Below are 18668 nucleotides of genomic sequence, written 5' to 3' on the forward strand. Positions count from 1 at the left end.
CGTTCGGGACGTAGAGGCCGGAGGTTCGAATCCTCTCACCCCGACCAGGAATCCATGCAAAAAGCCCAAGTGATGCAATCACTTGGGCTTTTTGCGTTGGGCTGGCGCAAATCAGCGCGCGCCAGCCAGGCAGTCGTCTGCACTTTCAAGCGACGGCTCGCTCCACATCGCCAGACCGCCGGCCAGGCTCCAGGCCGATGCATGTCCAAGGCGGCGCAGCGCGCGCGCGGCCTGGGCGCTGCGGTTGCCGCTGCGGCAATAAAACACCACCGGCACCTGGGGCGCCAGCGCCAGCCACTGCGGCACGGCCGAGAGCCAGGCCGACAGCGGCACGGCCTGCGCATTCGCGAGCAGACCGCGCCGCGCCTGGACCTCGCTCTCGTAGGCTTCGCGCACATCGACCCACAGCCCGCCCGCCTGGGCCTGCAGCAAGGCCAGCGCGGCCGACTGGTCCAGCACCACGTCCATGCTGTCCGCCAGGTCGTCGGCCAGCGCCAGGCCGGCAAACGCCGCCGAAGCCTCCCGCGGCGCCGCGCCGCTCAGGCCGCGAGCGCGCAGCACTTCGCCGCAGCGCTGCAGGCGCGCGCAGGCCGCGGCAATGAATTCGCCCCTGTCCAGCGCGCCAAACGACAGGCGCACCGCGGCCTGGGTCTGCCACTCCTCCAGGCCCATGGCCTGCAGCACATAGCTGGGCTCGGCCTTGGCGGCGCTGCAGGCCGAGCCGCCGCTGACGCGCAGATCGGCGGCATCGAACAGATCCAGCAGCACCTTGGAACTCACGCCGCGCACCGCGAAGTTCAAGGTGGTCGGCAGGCTCAAAGCGTCAGGAGCGTTGAATTCCAGCCCGGCAAACGCCGCGCGCAAGGCCGCAACCAGCTGGGCGCGATGCGCGGCCAGCGCCGCGGGCGGCTGAAACACATCGCCGGCTTCCCAGGCCTGCAGCACCGCGCCCAGCGCGGCTATGCCCGCGATGTTCTCCGTGCCCCCGCGCAGCCCGCCTTCCTGCCCGCCGCCCGTCAGCAACGGCGTGAAAGGCGCGCCGGCGCGCACATAAAGCAGACCTATGCCCTTGGGCGCATAGAACTTGTGGCCGGAAAACGGCGCGTAATCGATGCCGCGCTCGACCAGCTTCAGCGCCAGCTTGCCCAGTGCCTGCACGCCGTCGACCAGCCACAGCGCGGGACTCGTGCGCAGGATGTCGGCAATGCCGTCGAGGTCGCTGATCACGCCTGTTTCGTTGTTCGCGGCCATGGTGCAGACCAGGCCGGCGGTCGGCGCGTGCGCGCGCAGCCAGGCCAGGTCATGGCGCCCCATGCGGTCCACAGGGATGGCCAGCACCGGCAGATTCAGCCCCAGCAGCGCATTCCAGTGGTGCAGCGCCTGGGGCACGGCCTTGTGTTCGGTCGCGCCATAGAGCAGCGCCCGGGCCGCGGGCTCGCCGGCATCGCGTCGGCGGCGCAGTTCGCACAGCGCCGACAGCACGCTGGTCTGTATGCCTTCGGTCGCGCCACTGGTGAAGAACAGCTGTCCGGTCGGCGCATCAAGCACGCGCCGCGCGCTGGCGCGCACGCCATCGACCACGGCGCGCGCCTTGAGGCCGCTGCCGTGAATGCTGCTGGGATTGCCGAAGCCCTGGGCCATGACGGCCAGCGCGGCCTCGCGGGCCGGGGGAAAGACGGCCGTGGTGGCGTTCGCGTCAAGATAGATTTCCATGGGAGAAATTTTCCACCAGAGGCCCTGAAGAGGTCTTGCAAAATACCGCTTGATTTCACATCATTGCGCGACAAAATTCCAAATCAACGATAGAAAATGAAAATAGATTCCATAGACTGCAAGCTGCTGGAAAAACTCCAGCAAGACGCCGATGCCCCGGTCGCGGATCTGGCCGCCGAACTGGGCCTGTCGCAGACTTCGTGCTGGCGGCGCATCCAGCGTCTCAAGGAGGGCGGCGTGATCACGCGCAACGTCGCGCTGCTGGACCGCAACCACGCCAACGTCAGCGTCACGGTGTTTGTCGCCGTGCGCACCAGCACCCACAGCCAGGAATGGTTCGACCAGTTCCACGCCACGGTCGCGGCCATTTCCGAAGTGGTCGAGCTGTACCGCATGAGCGGCGATGTCGATTACCTGCTGCGCGTGGTCGTGCCAGATATCGCGGCCTACGACAAGGTCTACAAGCGGCTGATTGCGGGCACCCAGTTGCTCGACGTCTCTTCGAGCTTTGCGATGGAGGAGCTCAAATACACCACGGCCCTGCCGCTGACCTACGTGCGCTGAAGCGGCGCAGTCGACATGGCCTAGACAAAAACACCATTCATGGCCCTCACAGACCAGTCCATTGCAGCACCACAATTGCCTCAAACGCGTCACCGGGACAGCGCCTTGAGGCCCTTCACTGGTCTGTGCCGGTGCGTGATATCTGCAACTCTCACTATTGACTGGAACCGACCATGAGCCAACGCCTCGACTATTACAAGCTCTCTCCCGACGCTGCCCAGAAGTACATGGAGTTCAACAACCTGCTGCACAAGAAGCCGTTTCTCGCGCAGTACGGACATCTGGTGACGCTGCGCGCCTCGCAGCTCAACGGCTGCGCATTCTGCGTGGACATGCATGTCAAGGAAGCCAGGATCCACGGCGAGCGCGAACTGCGCCTGCACCATGTGACGGTCTGGCGCGAGTCGACGCTGTTCAGCGCCAAGGAGCGCGCCATCCTCGAATGGACCGAAGCCCTGACCCAGCTGGGCGCGCATGGCGTATCGGACGCGATCTTCGACAGCGTGCGCGCCGAGCTGTCGGACGAGGAACTTGCCGACCTGTCCTTCCTGATCGTCGCCATCAATGGCTGGAACCGGCTGAGCGTGGCGTTTCGCGCCGTGCCCGGTTCGGCCGACAAGCTCTATGGCCTCGACAAGGCCGGTCTGTCCTGATCTAGAGCGACTGCCGTATCAGCAGGCCCAGGCGCTCGGCCTGGGCGGCGGCCGTGCAGTTGGTGAAGCTCAGCAGCAGCGCCGAATCCGTGCACTCCGAAGCCCACCAGCGCGACATCGGCTGCACGGCCATACCATGGGCCAGCAGCTTCTCGGCCAGCGGCTGGTCGCTGCGCTCGCCGGGCAGGCGCAGCACCAGATGCATGCCACCGGGCTGGGGCTCGGTGCGCAGCAGCCCGCCAAGACCGCGCTCGAGCGCGGCGATGGTGGCCGCGCGCCGCTCGGCATAGAGCTTGCGCATGCGCTGGATATGGCGCGAGAAATGCCCTTCGGCCATGAAGTCCGCGACGATGGCCTGGGCGATGGCCGGCGTCGCCGCGGCAAAGAAAATGCGCCCCACGCGCTCGAACGCCGCGACCTGCGCCTGCGGCACGACCAGATAGGCCAGCCGGATTCCGGGAAACAGCACCTTGCTGAAAGTCCCTGCGTACAGCACGCGGCCATGGCGGTCCAGGCTCGCGAGCGCCGGCAGCGGCCGGCTGGCGTAGCGGTACTCGCCGTCGTAATCGTCCTCGACCACCCACGCGCCTTGCGCCGCGGCCCATTCCAGCAGCGCATGCCGGCGCGGCAAGGAAAGCGACATCGACAATGGACTTTGATGCGCGGGCGTGACCGTCACCACTTTCGCGTCGGGTGCCAGCGCGATGCCGCGTTCCACCATCAGGCCCTGTGCATCGACCGGCACCGCCACCGGCAGCAGGCCCGATTCGCGCAGCAGTTGCCTTGTGGGCGGGTAACCCGGATCCTCGACCCAGGCACGGTCGCCGGCCTGCATCACCGCCAGCGCGGCCAGCTGCAGGCTCGCGCGGTAACCCGTGGTGACGAACACCTGGTGGGCGCCGCAATCGATGCCGCGCGCCACCTGCAGATATGAAGCGATCGCGCTGCGCAACGCGGGCAGACCATGCGGCGGCGGGTAGTCAAGGTCCGCGGCCTGCATGCCGCGCAGGTAGCGCGCGCCCAGCCGCGCCCAGATCTTGCGCGGAAACGCATCCATGGCCGGCACGCCCAGCTGGAAAGGCAGCAGCTGCGCCGGCCGCCACAGCGAATCCCGCATCGAAGTGGGCGGGGCTTCCTGTGGCGTGACGGCTGGCGGGGACGCCGCCGCGGCCGGTTGCAACGCGGGATGGATGACCGTGCCCGCCTGGCCGCGCGCGAGCAGATAGCCTTCGGAAGTCAACAGCTCGTAGGCCAGCTCTATCGTGCCGCGCGCCACGCCCAGCTCCTTGGCCAACGCGCGCGCCGAAGGCACGCGGTCGCCCGGCGCAAGGTCGCCGGCCGCGATCGAGGCGCGCACGCGGTCATACAGCTGACGGTACAGCGGCGTGCCGCTTTCCCCGGCCAGCGGCGCGAAGGCAGGCGGCGAAATGGCAGGCGTCATGGTCTAGTCCATAAGTACAGTCTTGGCTCAAGGCATTGTGGCATGCGACTTGTAGAGTCAAGTCCATGAACGCCTCACACGCCCACTCCCCTTGGCCTGCGCCCAGCATCCTGGATCTGGCAGACAGCGCGCTGCGCCCGCTCGACTCCGCGAGCGACCTGCGCCTTGCGGCGCCGCTGATGCAGCAGTTGCGCCCCCAGCTGGACGGCGCGGCCGAGTTCGCCGCGCGCGTGCAGCGCCAGCGCCTGCAGGGCTACCAGCTCATCGGCGCTTTCGCGCCCGACGGCAGCCTGGCCGCGCTCGCAGGCTATCGGCTGCAGGAAAACCTCATCTATGGCCGCTTCCTCTATGTCGACGATCTGGTCACGGACGCGTCCCGGCGCGGCGGCCAGTGGGGCGCGCGGCTGCTGCAGGGACTCGAGCGCGTGGCGCGCGCCGCAGGCTGCGCGCAGCTGGTGCTCGACACAGGTCTGGCCAATGCACGCGCCCAGCGCTTCTACTTTCGCGCCGGGCTCTACACCGGCGCGCTGCGCTTTCAAAAAATGCTGGGTGGCGGCTAAGCCCCGCCGACCTTCACTTCAAACAAGGAAATACGTGCATACCACCTCACCCGACCAGCCCCTGCGCCTGCTGCGCGTCCTGGGCAGCCCGCGCGGCGCGGCCTCCGAAAGCCGGCGCCTGTCGCAGCAGATCGTCGATGCCTTGGTGGCGACGCGCAGCGTGGCGCTGACCGATGTCGACACCAGCGAGCTGCCCGCGGTCGACAGCGGCTATGCCCTCGCATTGGCGGCGCGCGAAGACCCGCAAACTCCAGCGGCCGCGGGCAGCGCGCTGCACCGATCCGACGCGCTGATCGCGCAACTGGCCGCGGCCGACGCCGTGGTCATCGCCACGCCTATGCACAACTTCACGCTGCCATCGTCGCTCAAGGCCTGGGTAGACCATATCGTGCGCATACGCGCGACCTTCAGCGTGACGCCGCAAGGCAAGATAGGCAGCCTGCGCGACCGCCCGGTCTACGTGGCGATCTCCAGCGGCGGCCTGATCACGGGCGAATCCGCACGCCAGCCCGACTTTATGCGGCCCTATCTGCGCCATACCTTGGCGACCATTGGCCTGCACGACCTGCACTTCGTCACGGTAGAAGGCACGGCCCTGGGGGAGGCAGCGCTGTGCGCGGGCCGGCAGGCAGCGACCGAAGCCGTGGACAAGCTGTTTGCCAGGCGCTGACCGGGACGCGGTGGCGCGCGCGCCGGCTCGTGCGCCAGCCAGGCGCCTTGGTACAAGTCCTTGCAAAATGCTCCACGCAGCTATGCAGCCCGCCGTGAATGAGGGATGATAGGGAGACTTCACTTCGCCTCCAATCACCTGCTTCATGCCTGCTGCTGAATCCGTCTCTTCGTCCTCATCCGGCAAGGCGCTCCCCGGACTGGGTCGCGCACTGATTTCTGCGGGCACCATTACCGCAGAAATCGCCGAAGAGCTGCACCGGAAATCGCAGACGGCGCGCACCAGCTTCATTGCCGAACTCATAGGCTCGGGCACCGTCACCTCCTCCGATCTGGCGCATACGCTGTCGACCGTATTCGGCGCGCCCCTGCTTGATCTCGACGCCGTCGATCCCGCGACACTGCCGCAGGGGCTGCTGCCGGCGAAGCTGTGCCTGACCTACCGCGTGGTCGTGCTGAGCAAGCGCAACAACCGCCTGACCATTGCCGCGGCCGACCCCACGGACCAGGAAGCCGCCGAACGCATCAAGTTCACGTCCCAGATGGGGATAGACTGGATCATTGCCGAATACGACAAGCTCGTGCAGCTGTGCGAAGCCACGCACAAGACGGTGGCTGAATCGCTGCAGACCTACACCGCCACGGGTGACTTCAATTTCGACGACATCAAGGCTGAAGATACCGAGGAAGCCAGCGACAGCGCCAACGCCGCGGCCTCGGACGTGGAAGACGCGCCCATCGTCAAGTTCCTGCACAAGATGCTGCTCGACGCTTTCCACATGCGCGCGTCCGACCTGCATTTCGAGCCCTACGAGCACAACTACCGCGTGCGTTTTCGCATCGACGGCGAGCTGCGCGAAATTGCCTCGCCGCCGATTGCGATCAAGGACAAGCTCGCGTCGCGCATCAAGGTCATTTCACGCCTGGATATCTCCGAGAAACGCGTGCCGCAGGACGGCCGCATGAAGCTCAAGGTCGGCCCGGGCCGGACCATCGATTTCCGGGTCAGCACCCTGCCCACGCTGTTCGGCGAGAAGATCGTGATCCGTATCCTGGACCCCGAAAGCGCCAAGATGGGCATCGATGCGCTCGGTTACGAGCCCGAGGAGCGCGAACGCCTGATGCACGCCATCGGCCGTCCCTACGGCATGATTCTGGTCACCGGCCCCACGGGTTCGGGCAAGACGGTGTCGCTCTATACCTGCCTGAACCTGCTGAACAAACCCGGCGTCAACATCGCCACGGCAGAAGACCCGTCCGAAATCAACCTGCCCGGCGTCAACCAGGTCAACGTCAACGAGAAGGCCGGCCTGAGCTTCGCGACCGCGCTCAAGGCCTTTCTGCGCCAGGATCCCGACATCATCATGGTCGGCGAAATCCGCGATATCGAAACCGCCGACATATCTATCAAGGCCGCGCAGACCGGTCACCTGGTGCTGTCCACACTGCACACCAACGACGCCCCGACCACGCTCACGCGCATGCGCAACATGGGCATAGCGCCGTTCAACATCGCGTCCAGCGTGATATTGATCACGGCCCAGCGTCTGGCACGCCGCCTGTGCCCGCAGTGCAAGCAGCCCGCCGACATTCCGCACCAGGCGCTGCTCGATGCCGGCTATGAAGAGGACGAGATAGACGGCAGCTGGGTCACCTACAAGGCGGTGGGCTGCAAGGCCTGCAACAACGGCTACAAGGGCCGGGTCGGCATCTACCAGGTGATGCCCATCACCGAAGAAATGCAGCGCATCATCCTGCGCGATGGCAGTGCCCTTGAAATCGCCGCCCAGTCCAAGCTCGAAGGCGTGCGCTCGTTGCGCGCGTCCGGCCTGCACAAGGCGCGCCAGGGGCTGACATCGCTCGAAGAAGTGCTGGCCGTGACCAACGAATAAAACAGCCCAGCACACGAGAGGGAATCGCATGGCGACTGCAGGCATCCAGGATTTTGTCTTCGAATGGGAAGGCAAGGACCGGCACGGAAAGATCGTGCGCGGCGAAACCCGCGCGGGCGGCGAAAACCAGGTGCAGGCCACGTTGCGGCGCCAGGGCATCTTTCCCACGAAGATCAAGAAGCGCCGCACGCGCTCGGGCAAGAAGATCAAGCCCAAGGACATCGCGCTGTTCACGCGCCAGCTGGCGACGATGATGAAGGCCGGCGTGCCGCTGCTGCAGTCGTTCGACATCGTCGGTCGCGGCAACACCAACACCAGCGTCACCCGGCTGCTCAACGACGTGCGCACGGACGTCGAGATGGGCACCTCGCTGAGCGCGGCCTTCCGCAAGCATCCTCTGTACTTCAACAGCCTCTACTGCAATCTGGTGGAAGCTGGCGAGTCCGCGGGTATTCTCGAAACGCTGCTCGACCGGCTCGCGGTCTACATGGAAAAGACCGAGGCCATCAAGGGAAAGATCAAATCGGCGCTCATGTATCCCAGCGCGGTGATCATCGTGACCTTCGCCGTGATCGCGGTGATCATGATTTTTGTGGTGCCGGCCTTCAAGGACGTGTTCAGCTCGTTTGGCGCCGACCTGCCCGCGCCCACCTTGCTGGTCATGGCGATCAGCGAAGTCTTCGTGCAGTGGTGGTGGCTGATCTTCGGCCTGATAGGCGGCGGCACCTATTTCTTCCTCCAGGCCTGGCGGCGCAGCCCGCGCATACAGATGGCGATGGACAGGCTCATGCTGCGCCTGCCGATCTTCGGCATCCTGGTCGAGAAATCCTGCATCGCGCGCTGGACGCGCACGCTGTCGACGATGTTTGCCGCCGGCGTGCCGCTGGTCGAAGCGCTCGACTCGGTGGGCGGCGCCTCGGGCAACGCGGTCTATGCGCTCGCGACAGAGAAGATACAGCAGGAAGTCTCGACCGGCACCAGCCTGACTTCGGCGATGACTTCGGCCAACGTATTCCCGTCCATGGTGCTGCAGATGTGCGCGATCGGCGAGGAGTCGGGCTCCATCGACCACATGCTGGGCAAGGCCGCCGACTTCTACGAGGAGGAAGTCGATGAGATGGTCGCCGGCCTGTCGAGCCTGATGGAGCCCATCATCATCGTGTTTCTCGGCGTCATCATCGGCGGCATCGTGGTCGCCATGTACCTGCCCATTTTCCAGCTGGGACAGGTGGTCTGATGTCGATAGCTTGGGAAGGAGCCGCCCTGGGCGGCGTGCTGGGTCTGCTCATCGGCAGTTTCCTGAATGTGGTGATCCACCGGCTGCCCAGGATCATGGAGCAGCAATGGGCCGACGAATGCCGGCAGCACGCCGAGGAACAGGCCCTGGCCGCGGGCCTGCAGGCTCCGGCGGCGGCGGCCGGCGAACGCATCAGCCTCAGTGCGCCGCGTTCGCGCTGCCCGCACTGCGGCCATGCGATCCGCTGGTATGAGAACGTACCGGTGCTGAGCTATCTCGCGCTGCGCGGTCGCTGCGCGGGCTGCAAGGCGCGCATCAGCGCGCGCTATCCGCTGGTAGAGCTGGCGACGGCCGCGCTGTTTGCCTTCTGCCTGGGCAAATGGGGCATCAGCCCTGCGGGTCTTGCGTGGTGCGGCTTCAGCGCCGCGCTGCTCACGCTGGCGCTGATCGACTGGGATACGACCTTGCTGCCCGACGACATCACTCTGCCCTTGCTCTGGGCCGGACTGATCGCCGCAGCGCTGCGCTGGACGGACGTGCCGCTGGCCGATGCTGTCTGGGGCGCGGCCGCGGGCTACCTGTCGCTGTGGCTGGTTTTCTGGGCTTTCAAGCTCGCGACCGGCAAGGACGGCATGGGCTATGGCGACTTCAAGCTGTTTGCCGCGCTCGGCGCCTGGTTCGGCTGGCAGGCGCTGGTGCCCATCATTCTCGCGGCATCGGTCATAGGTGCCATCATCGGCATCGTCATGAAGTTTCGCAGCCAGCTGCGCGCCGGCGGCTATATCCCGTTCGGCCCGTTTCTCGCGGGTGCGGGCTTCGCCGCGCTGCTGTTCGGTCCGCAGCGCATGCTCGAGCGCTTTCTGGGACTGCTGGGCTTGTGATGGACCGCATTGCAAGCATGCTGCCGACCAGCCGCTGGCGCACGCCACGCCTGGGCGTGACCGGCGGCATAGGCAGCGGCAAGAGCACTTTTGCGGCGCTGCTGGCCGCGCGCGGCGCCATCCATATCGACGCCGACCAGATAGCGCGCGGCGTCACGGCCGCGGGCGGCCTGGCGATGGCACCCATTGCCGCGGCCTTCGGCGCGGAACTGATCGCCGAAGACGGCGGCCTGCACCGCGAACGCATGCGCGCGCTGGCCTTTGCCGATGCCTCGGCACGCCAGCGCCTCGAAGCCATCGTCCACCCTCTCGTGGGCCAGGCAACTGCACAGCGCATCGTGCAGGCCGAACAGGCGGGTGCGGCGCTGATCGTGCTGGACATTCCGCTGCTCGTCGAATCGGGCCGCTGGAGCCGCGCGCTCGATCAGGTGCTGGTGGTCGATTGCAGTGAGGAAACACAGATCCGCCGCGTGATCGAACGCAACCAGTTGACGCGTGCCGCCATAGAACGCATCCTTGCCGCCCAGGCCACGCGCAAGGCGCGCAGAGCAGCTGCCGATATGATTATTTACAATGACACACAGGATCTGGAGCGTTTGCGCGCGCAAGCGGTTCGGATCGCTGCGTTGTTCGGGCTATGATGGGACATGGCTTGGCTGATGCCGCAGGGCCCGGGCGGCCGGCCTGGGCGTCTTTACGCGCTGGATTGGCGCGGTTTTGTCCTGTTTGCGCCGATGAAAACAAGGTGAACAGGCCCTAGGAGCCCTGCAAGCGTGATCCTCTACGAATACCCTTTTAACGAACGCCTGAGAACCTATCTCCGGCTCGAGTCCCTGTTCCGCCGTCTCGGCGAACTGATTGCACGCCCCTATCCGACCGATCACCATTTCGCACTGGTCACGATCTTCGAGATCATGGATGTCGCCGCCCGCGTCGACCTCAAGTCAGATGTGCTCAAGGACCTCGAGAAGCAGAAAGCGCTGCTCGACAGCTACCGCGGCAACCCTTCGATCGCGACGGAACTGCTAGACCAGATCATAGGCCGCATGGACGAGTGCTTTGCCGCCCTCAATGCGCAGAACGGCAAGACCGGCCAGATCCTCACGGAAAACGACTGGCTGATGGCCATTCGCAGCCGCATCAGCATTCCCGGCGGCACCTGCGGCTTCGATCTGCCCGCCTATCACGCCTGGCAGCACCAGGACAGCGAGGCGCGCCAGCGCGCGCTCGAAGGCTGGACCGCGGCGCTCACGCCGCTGGCCGATGCGCTGTTCGTGCTGATGCAGATGCTGCGCGATACCGGCGTGCCGCAGCGCGTGGCCGCGGAGAACGGCCAGTTCCAGCAGAACCTGCCCACGGGGCGCAGCTTCCAGCTATTGCGCCTGCGCATCGATCCCGCGCTGGATCTGGTGCCCGAGATCAGCGGCAACCGACTGCTGGTTTCGGTGCGCCTGATGCGCGCCGATGCCAACGGCAAGCTCCAGCCCTGCGCCGAAGACGCGAATTTCGAAATCACCCTGTGTGCCTGAAACGCCCATGACGAACGATTCCAAGCCGGCAGCTCCCATCGTGCGCTGCCCCACCTGCGGCGGCCCCAGCGTGTTTGCACCGCAAAACCGCTGGCGCCCGTTCTGCAGCGAGCGCTGCCGCCAGATCGACCTGGGCGCCTGGGCCAATGAAGAGTTTCGCGTGCCCTCCCCCATTCCGCCCGAAGGCGCGCCGCACGGCGACCCCAGGGAACAGGATTAAGCGCCGGCGGCCTCAGGCCGTGGCGGGCAGTTCGCGCGTGTAGTACTCGGCGTCAAACGCCAGACCGCGCTCCTGCGCCAGCCATTCGAGCACCGGCAGCGCGCCGGGCAGCACGGGCTTCACATCGAGCGGCAGCTGCTGCCAGGCCATGTCCTGGCCTTCGCGCATCTCAAAGTTGCCCTGCCATTCACGCACCTTGCACCAGTGCAGCCGCACCAGCGCATGCGGATAGTCATGCTCGGTGACTTTCCAGACTTCGGCCGCGCCAATGGTGATGCCCAGCTCCTCGATCAGCTCGCGGCGCAGCGCCTGCTCGACCGTCTCGCCGGCTTCCAGCTTGCCGCCGGGAAACTCCCAGAAGCCCGCGCAGGGCTTGCCTGCGGGACGCGAAGTCAGCAGCAGCGCGTCGTCGGCGCGCATCAGCACGCCCACGGCGACTTCCGTGTGCTTGCGCGGCGCGTTCACAGCTCGGATTCCTCGGACAGGCCGCTGACATCGGCGATGCCACTGCCGGCCACCGCATGGGTGTCGCGGCCCGCATAGTCGCGCGCGAACTGGTGGGCCACGCGGCCGCTGCGCGAGCCGCGCTCCAATGCCCACACCAGGGCTTCGGCGCGCGCCGCGGCAATCGCCGTGGCATCCACGCCCAGCGCCGACAACCACTGCGCGACCACGCGCAGGTATTCGTCCTGGCTGAACGGGTAGAAGCTGACCCACAGGCCAAAGCGCTCCGACAGCGAGATCTTCTCCTCGATCACTTCGCCGGGATGGATTTCACCGTCGTCGCCGCGCTGCACCGACAGGTTGTCGGTCATGTATTCAGGCAGCAGATGGCGGCGGTTGCTGGTCGCGTAGACCAGCACGTTGGGGCTTGCGGCCGAGACCGAACCGTCGAGAATCGACTTGAGCGCCTTGTAGCCGGGCTCGCCTTCCTCGAAGCTCAGGTCATCGCAGTAGATGATGAACTTCTCGGGGCGACCCGCGACCACGTCGACGATGTCGGGCAGGTCAGTGAGGTCCTGCTTGTCGACTTCGATCAGGCGCAGGCCCTGGGCCGCATAGGCATGCAGGCAGGCGCGAATCAGCGAGGACTTGCCCGTGCCGCGCGCGCCCGTGAGCAGCACGTTGTTGGCCGTGCGGCCCTGCACGAACTGCTCGGTGTTGCGCGCGATCTTTTCCTTTTGCCCGTCGATGTTCTGCAGATCGGACAGTTCCATCGCGCCGATATGGCGCACCGGCTCGAGCAGGCCGCAGCCATTGGCGCGCTTGCGGTAGCGCCAGGCAATCGCCTCGCTCCAGTCCTGGGGCGACTGCAGCGGCTGGGGCAGCACGGCTTCGATGCGCTGCATCAGCTGTTCGGCACGCGCCACCAGGCGCTCGAGAGGGTTGGTATCGGCAGGCAGGGTCATGGCAGAGCTCTCGTGTCTCGGTCGGTTCTGGTCGCAAGCCCCTCAGAGCCCGACGCCAGTCAAAAATATCCGTTCGTCCTGATCCTGAGCCTGTCGAAGGATCGAAGGGTGTGGTTCGACAAGCTCACCACGAACGGTTCAATCCATCGGCAGGTGCTTAGGAACGATAGTCAGCGTTGATGGTCACGTAGTCGTGGCTGAAGTCGCAGGTCCAGACGGTGTCGACCGCATCGCCGCGGCCCAGCAGCACGCGCACGGTGATTTCCTGCTGCTTCATCACGCGCTGGCCGTCTTCCTCGCGGTAGTCGGGGTTGCGCCCGCCCTTCACGGCCACATGCACGTCGTCGAGGTACAGGTCGATGCCGGTCTGGTCGAGGTCGGCAATGCCCGCATAGCCCACGGCTGCCAGGATGCGGCCCAGGTTTGGGTCGCTGGCGTAGAACGCGGTCTTGACCAGCGGCGAATGCGCGATCGCATAGGCCACCTGGCGGCACTCGGCGCCGGTCTTGCCGCCTTCGACACGCACTGTGATGAACTTGGTCGCGCCTTCGCCGTCGCGCACGATGGCCTGGGCCAGCTTTTGCGAGACTTCCAGCAACGCGGCCTGCAGGGCCTGGCCTTCGGCGCTGGACAGCGATGTGATCTGGGCATGCTTGGCACGGTTGGTGGCCACGAGCACGAACGAGTCGTTGGTCGAGGTGTCGCCGTCAATGGTCACGCGGTTGAACGAGGCTTCGGCCAGGCCCGACACCAGCGGCTGCAGCAGCTCGGGCGCGATGTTGGCATCGGTGGCCAGAAAGCCCAGCATGGTCGCCATGTTGGGGCGGATCATGCCCGCGCCCTTGCTGATGCCGGTGATCGAGACCGTCGCCTCACCGATCTGCACCTGGCGGCTGAAGGCCTTGGGCAGGGTGTCGGTGGTCATGATGCCTTCGGCGGCACGCGCCCAGTGCGCGGGCTGGGCGTCGGCCAGCGCGGCCGGCAGGCCGGCGACGATGCGCTCGACCGGCAGCGGCTCCATGATCACGCCCGTGGAGAACGGCAGCACCTGATGTGCGGCCACGCCCAGCAGTTCGGCCAGCGCGGCGCTGGTGGCGCGCGCGGCGGCCAGGCCTTGCGCGCCCGTGCCGGCATTGGCGTTGCCGGTGTTGATCACCATGGCGCGCACCGCGCCGCCCTGGGCCAGATGCTCGCGGCTGACCTGCACCGGCGCGGCGCAGAAACGGTTCTGCGTGAACACGCCGGCCACGGCCGCGCCTTCATCGAGCAGGAACACCGTCAGGTCCTTGCGGTTGGCCTTGCGCACGCCGGCTTCGGCGACGCCAATACGGACACCGTCGATCGCAAGCAGCTCGGCGGCAACAGGGGCGGAGAGATTCACAGGCATGCGAATGTCTTTCGTAAAAGGATGTCGGAGGGATTATCCGGAAAAATGCCCGGCGCCAATGCAAACACGGGCCGTAGCCCGTGCGTGCTGTTTCAGCGCCGGTAGCGCAGGCTCAAGCGAGTTTGCCGTGGCATTGCTTGAACTTCAGGCCGCTGCCGCAAGGGCAGGGATCGTTGCGGCCCACGCGCATCATGGGAGCAGCGGCTTCGGCTTCATCGGCGCGCACCGTGGTCTGGCTGCCGTCTTCGGTGGGCGAAGTGTAGGTCACGTTGGCGATGTGCTCGGCGCGCTGGCCCAGCACTTCGGTGGCCTGGTCCAGCTGTTCGTTGGACTGCACCTGCACCGTCATCAGCACCCGCGTGACTTCGTTCTTGACCTGATCGATCAGCTGACGGAACAGCTCGAAGGCTTCGCGCTTGTACTCCTGCTTGGGCTGCTTTTGCGCGTAGCCGCGCAAATGGATGCCCTGGCGCAGGTAGTCGAGCGCGGCCAGGTGGTCGCGCCAGTTGGAGTCGAAGCTCTGCAGCAGCACGGCGCGCTGGAACTGGGTGAAGTTCTCGTGGCCGATCAGCGCCAGCTTGGCGTCGAACGCGGCTTGAGCGGCCTGCAACACCTTTTCGAGGATTTCCTCGTCGGTGATGGCTTCGGCCGCGCCGACTTCCTGCACCAGCGGCAGGTCCAGTCGCCATTCGTCGTTGAGATGCTTTTCCAGCGCCGGCAGATCCCATTGCTCTTCCATCGAGTCGGCGGGCACATGCTGGCGCACGATGTCGGTCACGGTCTCTTCGCGCATCACGCCAATGAGCTCGTTCAGGTCGACCGCATCGAGGATCTCGTTGCGCTGCTGGTAGATCACCTTGCGCTGGTCGTTGGCGACGTCGTCGTATTCGAGCAGCTGCTTGCGCACGTCGAAGTTGCGCGCCTCGACCTTGCGCTGCGCGGATTCGATGGAGCGCGTGACGATGCCGGCCTCGATGGCTTCGCCATCGGGCATCTTCAGGCGTTCCATGATGGCCTTGACGCGGTCGCCGGCAAAGATGCGCAGCAGCGTGTCGTCCAGGCTCAGGTAGAAGCGCGAGGAGCCGGGGTCACCCTGGCGGCCCGAGCGGCCGCGCAGCTGGTTGTCGATGCGGCGCGACTCGTGGCGTTCGGTGGCGATGATGCGCAGGCCGCCCAGGGCCGCGACTTTCTCATGCTCGATCTGCCACTGCGCGCGCACTTCTTCCAGGCGGCGCGCGCGCGTTGCTTCGTCCAGCGAGGTGTCGGCTTCGACCACGCTCAGCAGCTTTTCGAGGTTGCCGCCGAGCACGATGTCGGTGCCGCGGCCCGCCATGTTGGTGGCGATGGTGATCATGCCCGTGCGGCCGGCCTGGGCGACGATGTCGGCCTCACGCGCATGCTGCTTGGCATTGAGCACCTGGTGGGGCAGCTTGGCTTCGTTGAGCAGTTCGTCAATGATTTCCGAGTTCTCAATCGACGTCGTGCCGACCAGCACGGGCTGGCCGCGCTCATAGCATTCGCGGATGTCCTTGATCGCGGCCGCGTACTTCTCGGCCGTGGTCTTGTAGACGCGGTCGAGCTGGTCTTCGCGCCGGCTCTGGCGATTGGGCGGAATGACCACGGTCTCGAGACCGTAGATTTCCTGGAATTCGTAGGCTTCGGTGTCGGCCGTGCCGGTCATGCCGCCGAGCTTGCCGTAGAGGCGGAAGTAGTTCTGGAAGGTGATCGAGGCCAGCGTCTGGTTCTCGGCCTGGATGGTCACGCCTTCCTTGGCTTCGACGGCCTGGTGCAGGCCGTCGCTCCAGCGGCGGCCCGACATCAGGCGACCGGTGAACTCGTCGACAATCACGATCTCGCCGTTCTGCACCACATAGTGCTGGTCGCGGTGGTACAGGTGATTGGCACGCAGCGCGGCGTACAGGTGGTGCATCAGCGTGATGTTTGCCGGATCGTAGAGCGAAGCGCCCTCGGCAATCAGCTTGGCGTTGGCCAGCACGCGCTCCGCGGTTTCATGGCCCTGCTCGGTCAGGAAGACCTGCTGGGTCTTCTCGTCGAGCGTGAAGTCGCCGGGCGTGGTCACGCCTTCGCCGGTGCGCGGATCGGCTTCGCCGATCTGGCGCTGCAGCATGGGCACGATGGTGTTCATCGCCAGGTACATGGCGGTGTTGTCATCGGCCTGGCCGCTGATGATCAGCGGCGTGCGCGCTTCGTCGATCAGGATCGAGTCCACTTCGTCGACGATCGCATAGTTCAGCTGGCGCTGCACGCGGTCGCCCGACTCGTAGACCATGTTGTCGCGCAGGTAGTCGAAGCCGTACTCGTTGTTCGTGCCGTAGGTGATGTCGGCCTGGTAGGCCGCCTGCTTTTCCTCGCGCGGCATGTTGGGCAGGTTGATACCCACCGTCAGGCCCAGGAAGTTGTACAGGCGCGCCATCCACTGCGCATCGCGGTTGGCGAGGTAGTCGTTGACGGTCACGACGTGCACGCCCAAGCCTGCCAGCGCGTTCAGGTATACGGGCAGCGTTGCCGTGAGGGTCTTGCCTTCGCCGGTGCGCATTTCAGCGACCTTGCCGTAGTGCAAGGCCATGCCGCCGAGCAGCTGAACGTCGAAGTGGCGCATCTTCATGACGCGCTTGGAGCCTTCACGCACGACCGCGAAGGCTTCGGGCAGCAGATCGTCCAGGCTTTGGCCTTGACTCACCCGCTCCTTGAACTCCTGGGTCTTGGCGCGCAAGGCATCGTCGCTGAGCTTTTCAAGTTCGGGCTCCATCGCATTGATGCGAGCCACCGTCTTGCGGTATTGCTTGAGAAGCCGGTCATTGCGGCTGCCGAATAATTTGGTGAGGAAGTTGGTGGCCATGCAAACAGATTCACCTTGCCTGCACCAGGGCATTCAAGGAAACCAGAGTCCCTAAGAAGAATGTATTTCAGATGGGGCCGCGCCATGGAATTTCTACAGCAAGAACCCATAATGCGGAAGACTGATTCAATGATTCTAACTGCCTGATCTTATGCGGGGCATGCCTGCAGTCCACATCCCTGCGCAAAGCGCAGCTGCAGCGATCCGCATGGGCACTCCATGCCCATGGTTTTTGCCACCTGCTCCCCCTGCAATCGGCGCGCAGCCGCGCCGCGCCACCCTTTTTCCCTGGCCATGACCCGACGCAACTACCCTATTTCCCTGCAGCAGGCCGCCCAGTCCTCTCCCACGCTGTCCAAGCTGGTGGCGATGACGCAGGACTCCTCGGCACGCCTGCAGGCGATACAGCCGCTGATACCCATCACCTTGCGCAAGGTGGTGCAGGCCGGGCCTATCGAAGGCAGCTGCTGGTGCCTGCTGGTCAAAAGCAATGCGGCCGCGGCCAAGCTGCGCCAGCTGCTGCCGGCCTTTGCCGCGCATCTGCGCGTCAAGGGCTGGGATGTGACGGAAATCCGCCTCAGGGTACAGGCTTAGCGTTGCGCTGCGCCAGGGCAGGCTTCAAATCCGCATGCCAAGCCAGATCACAGACTCTGTGGATGCGGAAACGACATGCCCTATCAACTTGGGCAACACCCGATGCTGGGATAGATGCAATGCAGATTGGTCATGATGCTGCTGCTCTTCTTCCACGATGGCTGAAATGACGGCAACTGCCCGCTCATCTTGCCCCGAAAGCTCTCGCCGTTGCATTTGCAAATGTTCCAGCACCACTCGTTCAACAGCCACAGTCGTAGCCGCAATGAACTGGCGCCCCAGCATTCCGGTCAAAAGACCCAAGAGAAAACCGCCAGCGCCACACAGCCCGTAGCTGCGGCAACGCCGAACGCCACGCTGCTGAAGCTCTGCCAGGAAGAGCGCACGGTGTTTCTCCTCATGGGCTTTGAATGCCACAAGCTCGGGGACCATGGACGCTGCGGTCAAGCGCGCGGCCAAGATTTGGCCCGCGTAGATATTGACGGCACCATGTTCACCGGCGTGGTTCACCCGCAATATTCTGCTTCCGAGAGGAATGTCCCTGCGAACGCTTTCAGTCATTTTCTTGCCCAGACAGGATGCTGATGGAGAAGGCATCTATGCGCTCCTAGTCGCAAAGGGGCCTCGCTACAGCCTACCATGTGACTTCCAGCAAGTTCAAGGCTGGAAGATAGCTTGTACTCAGGCTGGCGCCTCGAAGGCCGTGCGAGATCTGCGCGGCTGCGGTGTCATGGGCCAGTGCCGGGTCTTGCTGCTGTCCGCAGAGCGTGGTTGAAAAATGCCCGGCGTTTGCTTGCTTATGCCGCCCATCTGCGCATCGATCGCGCATGGTCCATGCCGACAAACCGAGAGGCCTGGCCTGAGATTCGAACGCACGCCGCCATGCAAGCAGTTGCTTGTTAAATGGAGGTATCTAGGGGGAATACGTGTGACGCAAGTGAATGCCACACACCGTTTTTGTATCGTGTCCAGCAAAGTGAACAGCACAAAATACAGCAAAAAGATGGTGCCGGTTGTCGGAATCGAACTGACGACCTACCGCTTACAAGGCGGGTGCTC

18 protein-coding genes are annotated in these 18668 nt (G+C 65.2%); 11 read left to right on the forward strand and 7 right to left on the reverse strand.

Translation table 11 applies throughout. From position 1 onward, the window contains the following. Positions 1–111: 111 nt before the first annotated feature. Positions 112–1713 carry an aminotransferase class V-fold PLP-dependent enzyme gene (locus RR928_RS20020; RefSeq protein WP_332683937.1) on the reverse strand — a complete coding sequence of 534 codons (1602 nt, stop codon included), beginning with the start codon at positions 1711–1713 and terminating at the stop codon, positions 112–114. Between the two features lie 102 nt (positions 1714–1815). Here RR928_RS20020 and RR928_RS20025 point away from each other — a divergent pair, with 102 nt between their 5' ends. Both RR928_RS20025 and RR928_RS20030 read left to right on the forward strand, forming a co-directional pair. Continuing rightward, the gene (locus tag RR928_RS20025; protein WP_332539355.1) at positions 1816–2277 is read left to right on the forward strand and encodes an Lrp/AsnC family transcriptional regulator; all 462 of its coding nucleotides are present in this window, start codon (positions 1816–1818) and stop codon (positions 2275–2277) included. A gap of 173 nt (positions 2278–2450) precedes the next feature. Beyond that, positions 2451–2930: a carboxymuconolactone decarboxylase family protein gene (locus RR928_RS20030; protein WP_332539350.1), complete on the forward strand. Its 480-nt coding sequence runs from the start codon at positions 2451–2453 to the stop codon at positions 2928–2930. Between the two features lies 1 nt (position 2931). On the opposite strand, the gene pdxR is transcribed toward RR928_RS20030, so the two are convergent. Beyond that, positions 2932–4371 (reverse strand): MocR-like pyridoxine biosynthesis transcription factor PdxR, encoded by a 1440-nt coding sequence (pdxR, locus tag RR928_RS20035; protein WP_332683939.1) that lies wholly within the window; start codon positions 4369–4371, stop codon positions 2932–2934. 65 nt (positions 4372–4436) lie between these two features. Between pdxR and RR928_RS20040 the strand changes: the two genes are divergently transcribed. The 8 genes from RR928_RS20040 (at position 4437) to RR928_RS20075 (ending at position 11359) form a co-directional block, all read left to right on the forward strand. Next, positions 4437–4931 (forward strand): GNAT family N-acetyltransferase, encoded by a 495-nt coding sequence (locus RR928_RS20040; RefSeq protein ID WP_332683941.1) that lies wholly within the window; start codon positions 4437–4439, stop codon positions 4929–4931. A 34-nt stretch (positions 4932–4965) separates the two neighbouring features. After that, a complete protein-coding gene (locus RR928_RS20045; protein WP_332548151.1) occupies positions 4966–5601 on the forward strand; it encodes an FMN-dependent NADH-azoreductase in 636 nt (211 codons plus the stop codon). Between the two features lie 145 nt (positions 5602–5746). Continuing rightward, on the forward strand, positions 5747–7492 hold the full coding sequence (gene pilB / locus RR928_RS20050) for a type IV-A pilus assembly ATPase PilB (RefSeq protein WP_332539345.1): 1746 nt from the start codon (positions 5747–5749) through the stop codon (positions 7490–7492). Positions 7493–7520: 28 nt separating this feature from the next. Then, entirely contained in the window at positions 7521–8729 is a 1209-nt protein-coding gene (locus RR928_RS20055) for a type II secretion system F family protein (RefSeq protein WP_332539344.1), read from the forward strand. Further along, positions 8729–9610: a prepilin peptidase gene (locus RR928_RS20060; protein WP_332548150.1), complete on the forward strand. Its 882-nt coding sequence runs from the start codon at positions 8729–8731 to the stop codon at positions 9608–9610. Before RR928_RS20055 ends, RR928_RS20060 begins: the two co-directional genes overlap by 1 nt. Further along, positions 9610–10251: a dephospho-CoA kinase gene (gene coaE / locus RR928_RS20065; protein ID WP_332539341.1), complete on the forward strand. Its 642-nt coding sequence runs from the start codon at positions 9610–9612 to the stop codon at positions 10249–10251. The genes RR928_RS20060 and coaE overlap by 1 nt, the downstream gene beginning before the upstream one ends. Positions 10252–10383: 132 nt before the next feature. Beyond that, positions 10384–11139, forward strand: a complete 756-nt coding sequence (gene zapD / locus RR928_RS20070; protein WP_332539340.1) for a cell division protein ZapD — start codon at positions 10384–10386, stop codon at positions 11137–11139. A 7-nt stretch (positions 11140–11146) separates the two neighbouring features. Then, positions 11147–11359: a DNA gyrase inhibitor YacG gene (locus RR928_RS20075; protein WP_332539339.1), complete on the forward strand. Its 213-nt coding sequence runs from the start codon at positions 11147–11149 to the stop codon at positions 11357–11359. Between the two features lie 12 nt (positions 11360–11371). On the opposite strand, the gene RR928_RS20080 is transcribed toward RR928_RS20075, so the two are convergent. The 4 genes from RR928_RS20080 to secA form a co-directional block, all read right to left on the reverse strand. After that, positions 11372–11779 carry a (deoxy)nucleoside triphosphate pyrophosphohydrolase gene (locus tag RR928_RS20080; RefSeq protein WP_332539354.1) on the reverse strand — a complete coding sequence of 136 codons (408 nt, stop codon included), beginning with the start codon at positions 11777–11779 and terminating at the stop codon, positions 11372–11374. Positions 11780–11820: 41 nt separating this feature from the next. Then, positions 11821–12768 (reverse strand): ATP-binding protein, encoded by a 948-nt coding sequence (locus RR928_RS20085; protein WP_332548148.1) that lies wholly within the window; start codon positions 12766–12768, stop codon positions 11821–11823. Between the two features lie 157 nt (positions 12769–12925). Next, positions 12926–14155 (reverse strand): bifunctional glutamate N-acetyltransferase/amino-acid acetyltransferase ArgJ, encoded by a 1230-nt coding sequence (gene argJ / locus RR928_RS20090; protein WP_332539337.1) that lies wholly within the window; start codon positions 14153–14155, stop codon positions 12926–12928. A gap of 112 nt (positions 14156–14267) precedes the next feature. Next, entirely contained in the window at positions 14268–17015 is a 2748-nt protein-coding gene (secA, locus tag RR928_RS20095; RefSeq protein WP_332539336.1) for a preprotein translocase subunit SecA, read from the reverse strand. A gap of 294 nt (positions 17016–17309) precedes the next feature. On the opposite strand from secA, the gene RR928_RS20100 reads away from it, so the two are divergent. Beyond that, positions 17310–17609, forward strand: coding sequence for a hypothetical protein (locus RR928_RS20100; RefSeq protein WP_332539335.1), 300 nt, complete (start codon positions 17310–17312; stop codon positions 17607–17609). Between the two features lie 24 nt (positions 17610–17633). On the opposite strand, the gene RR928_RS20105 is transcribed toward RR928_RS20100, so the two are convergent. Continuing rightward, on the reverse strand, positions 17634–18206 hold the full coding sequence (locus RR928_RS20105; protein WP_332539333.1) for a demethoxyubiquinone hydroxylase family protein: 573 nt from the start codon (positions 18204–18206) through the stop codon (positions 17634–17636). Positions 18207–18668 lie beyond the last annotated feature (462 nt).

Origin of the sequence: Comamonas sp., assembly GCF_036666375.1 — a bacterium.
Classification (GTDB): domain Bacteria; phylum Pseudomonadota; class Gammaproteobacteria; order Burkholderiales; family Burkholderiaceae_C; genus Comamonas.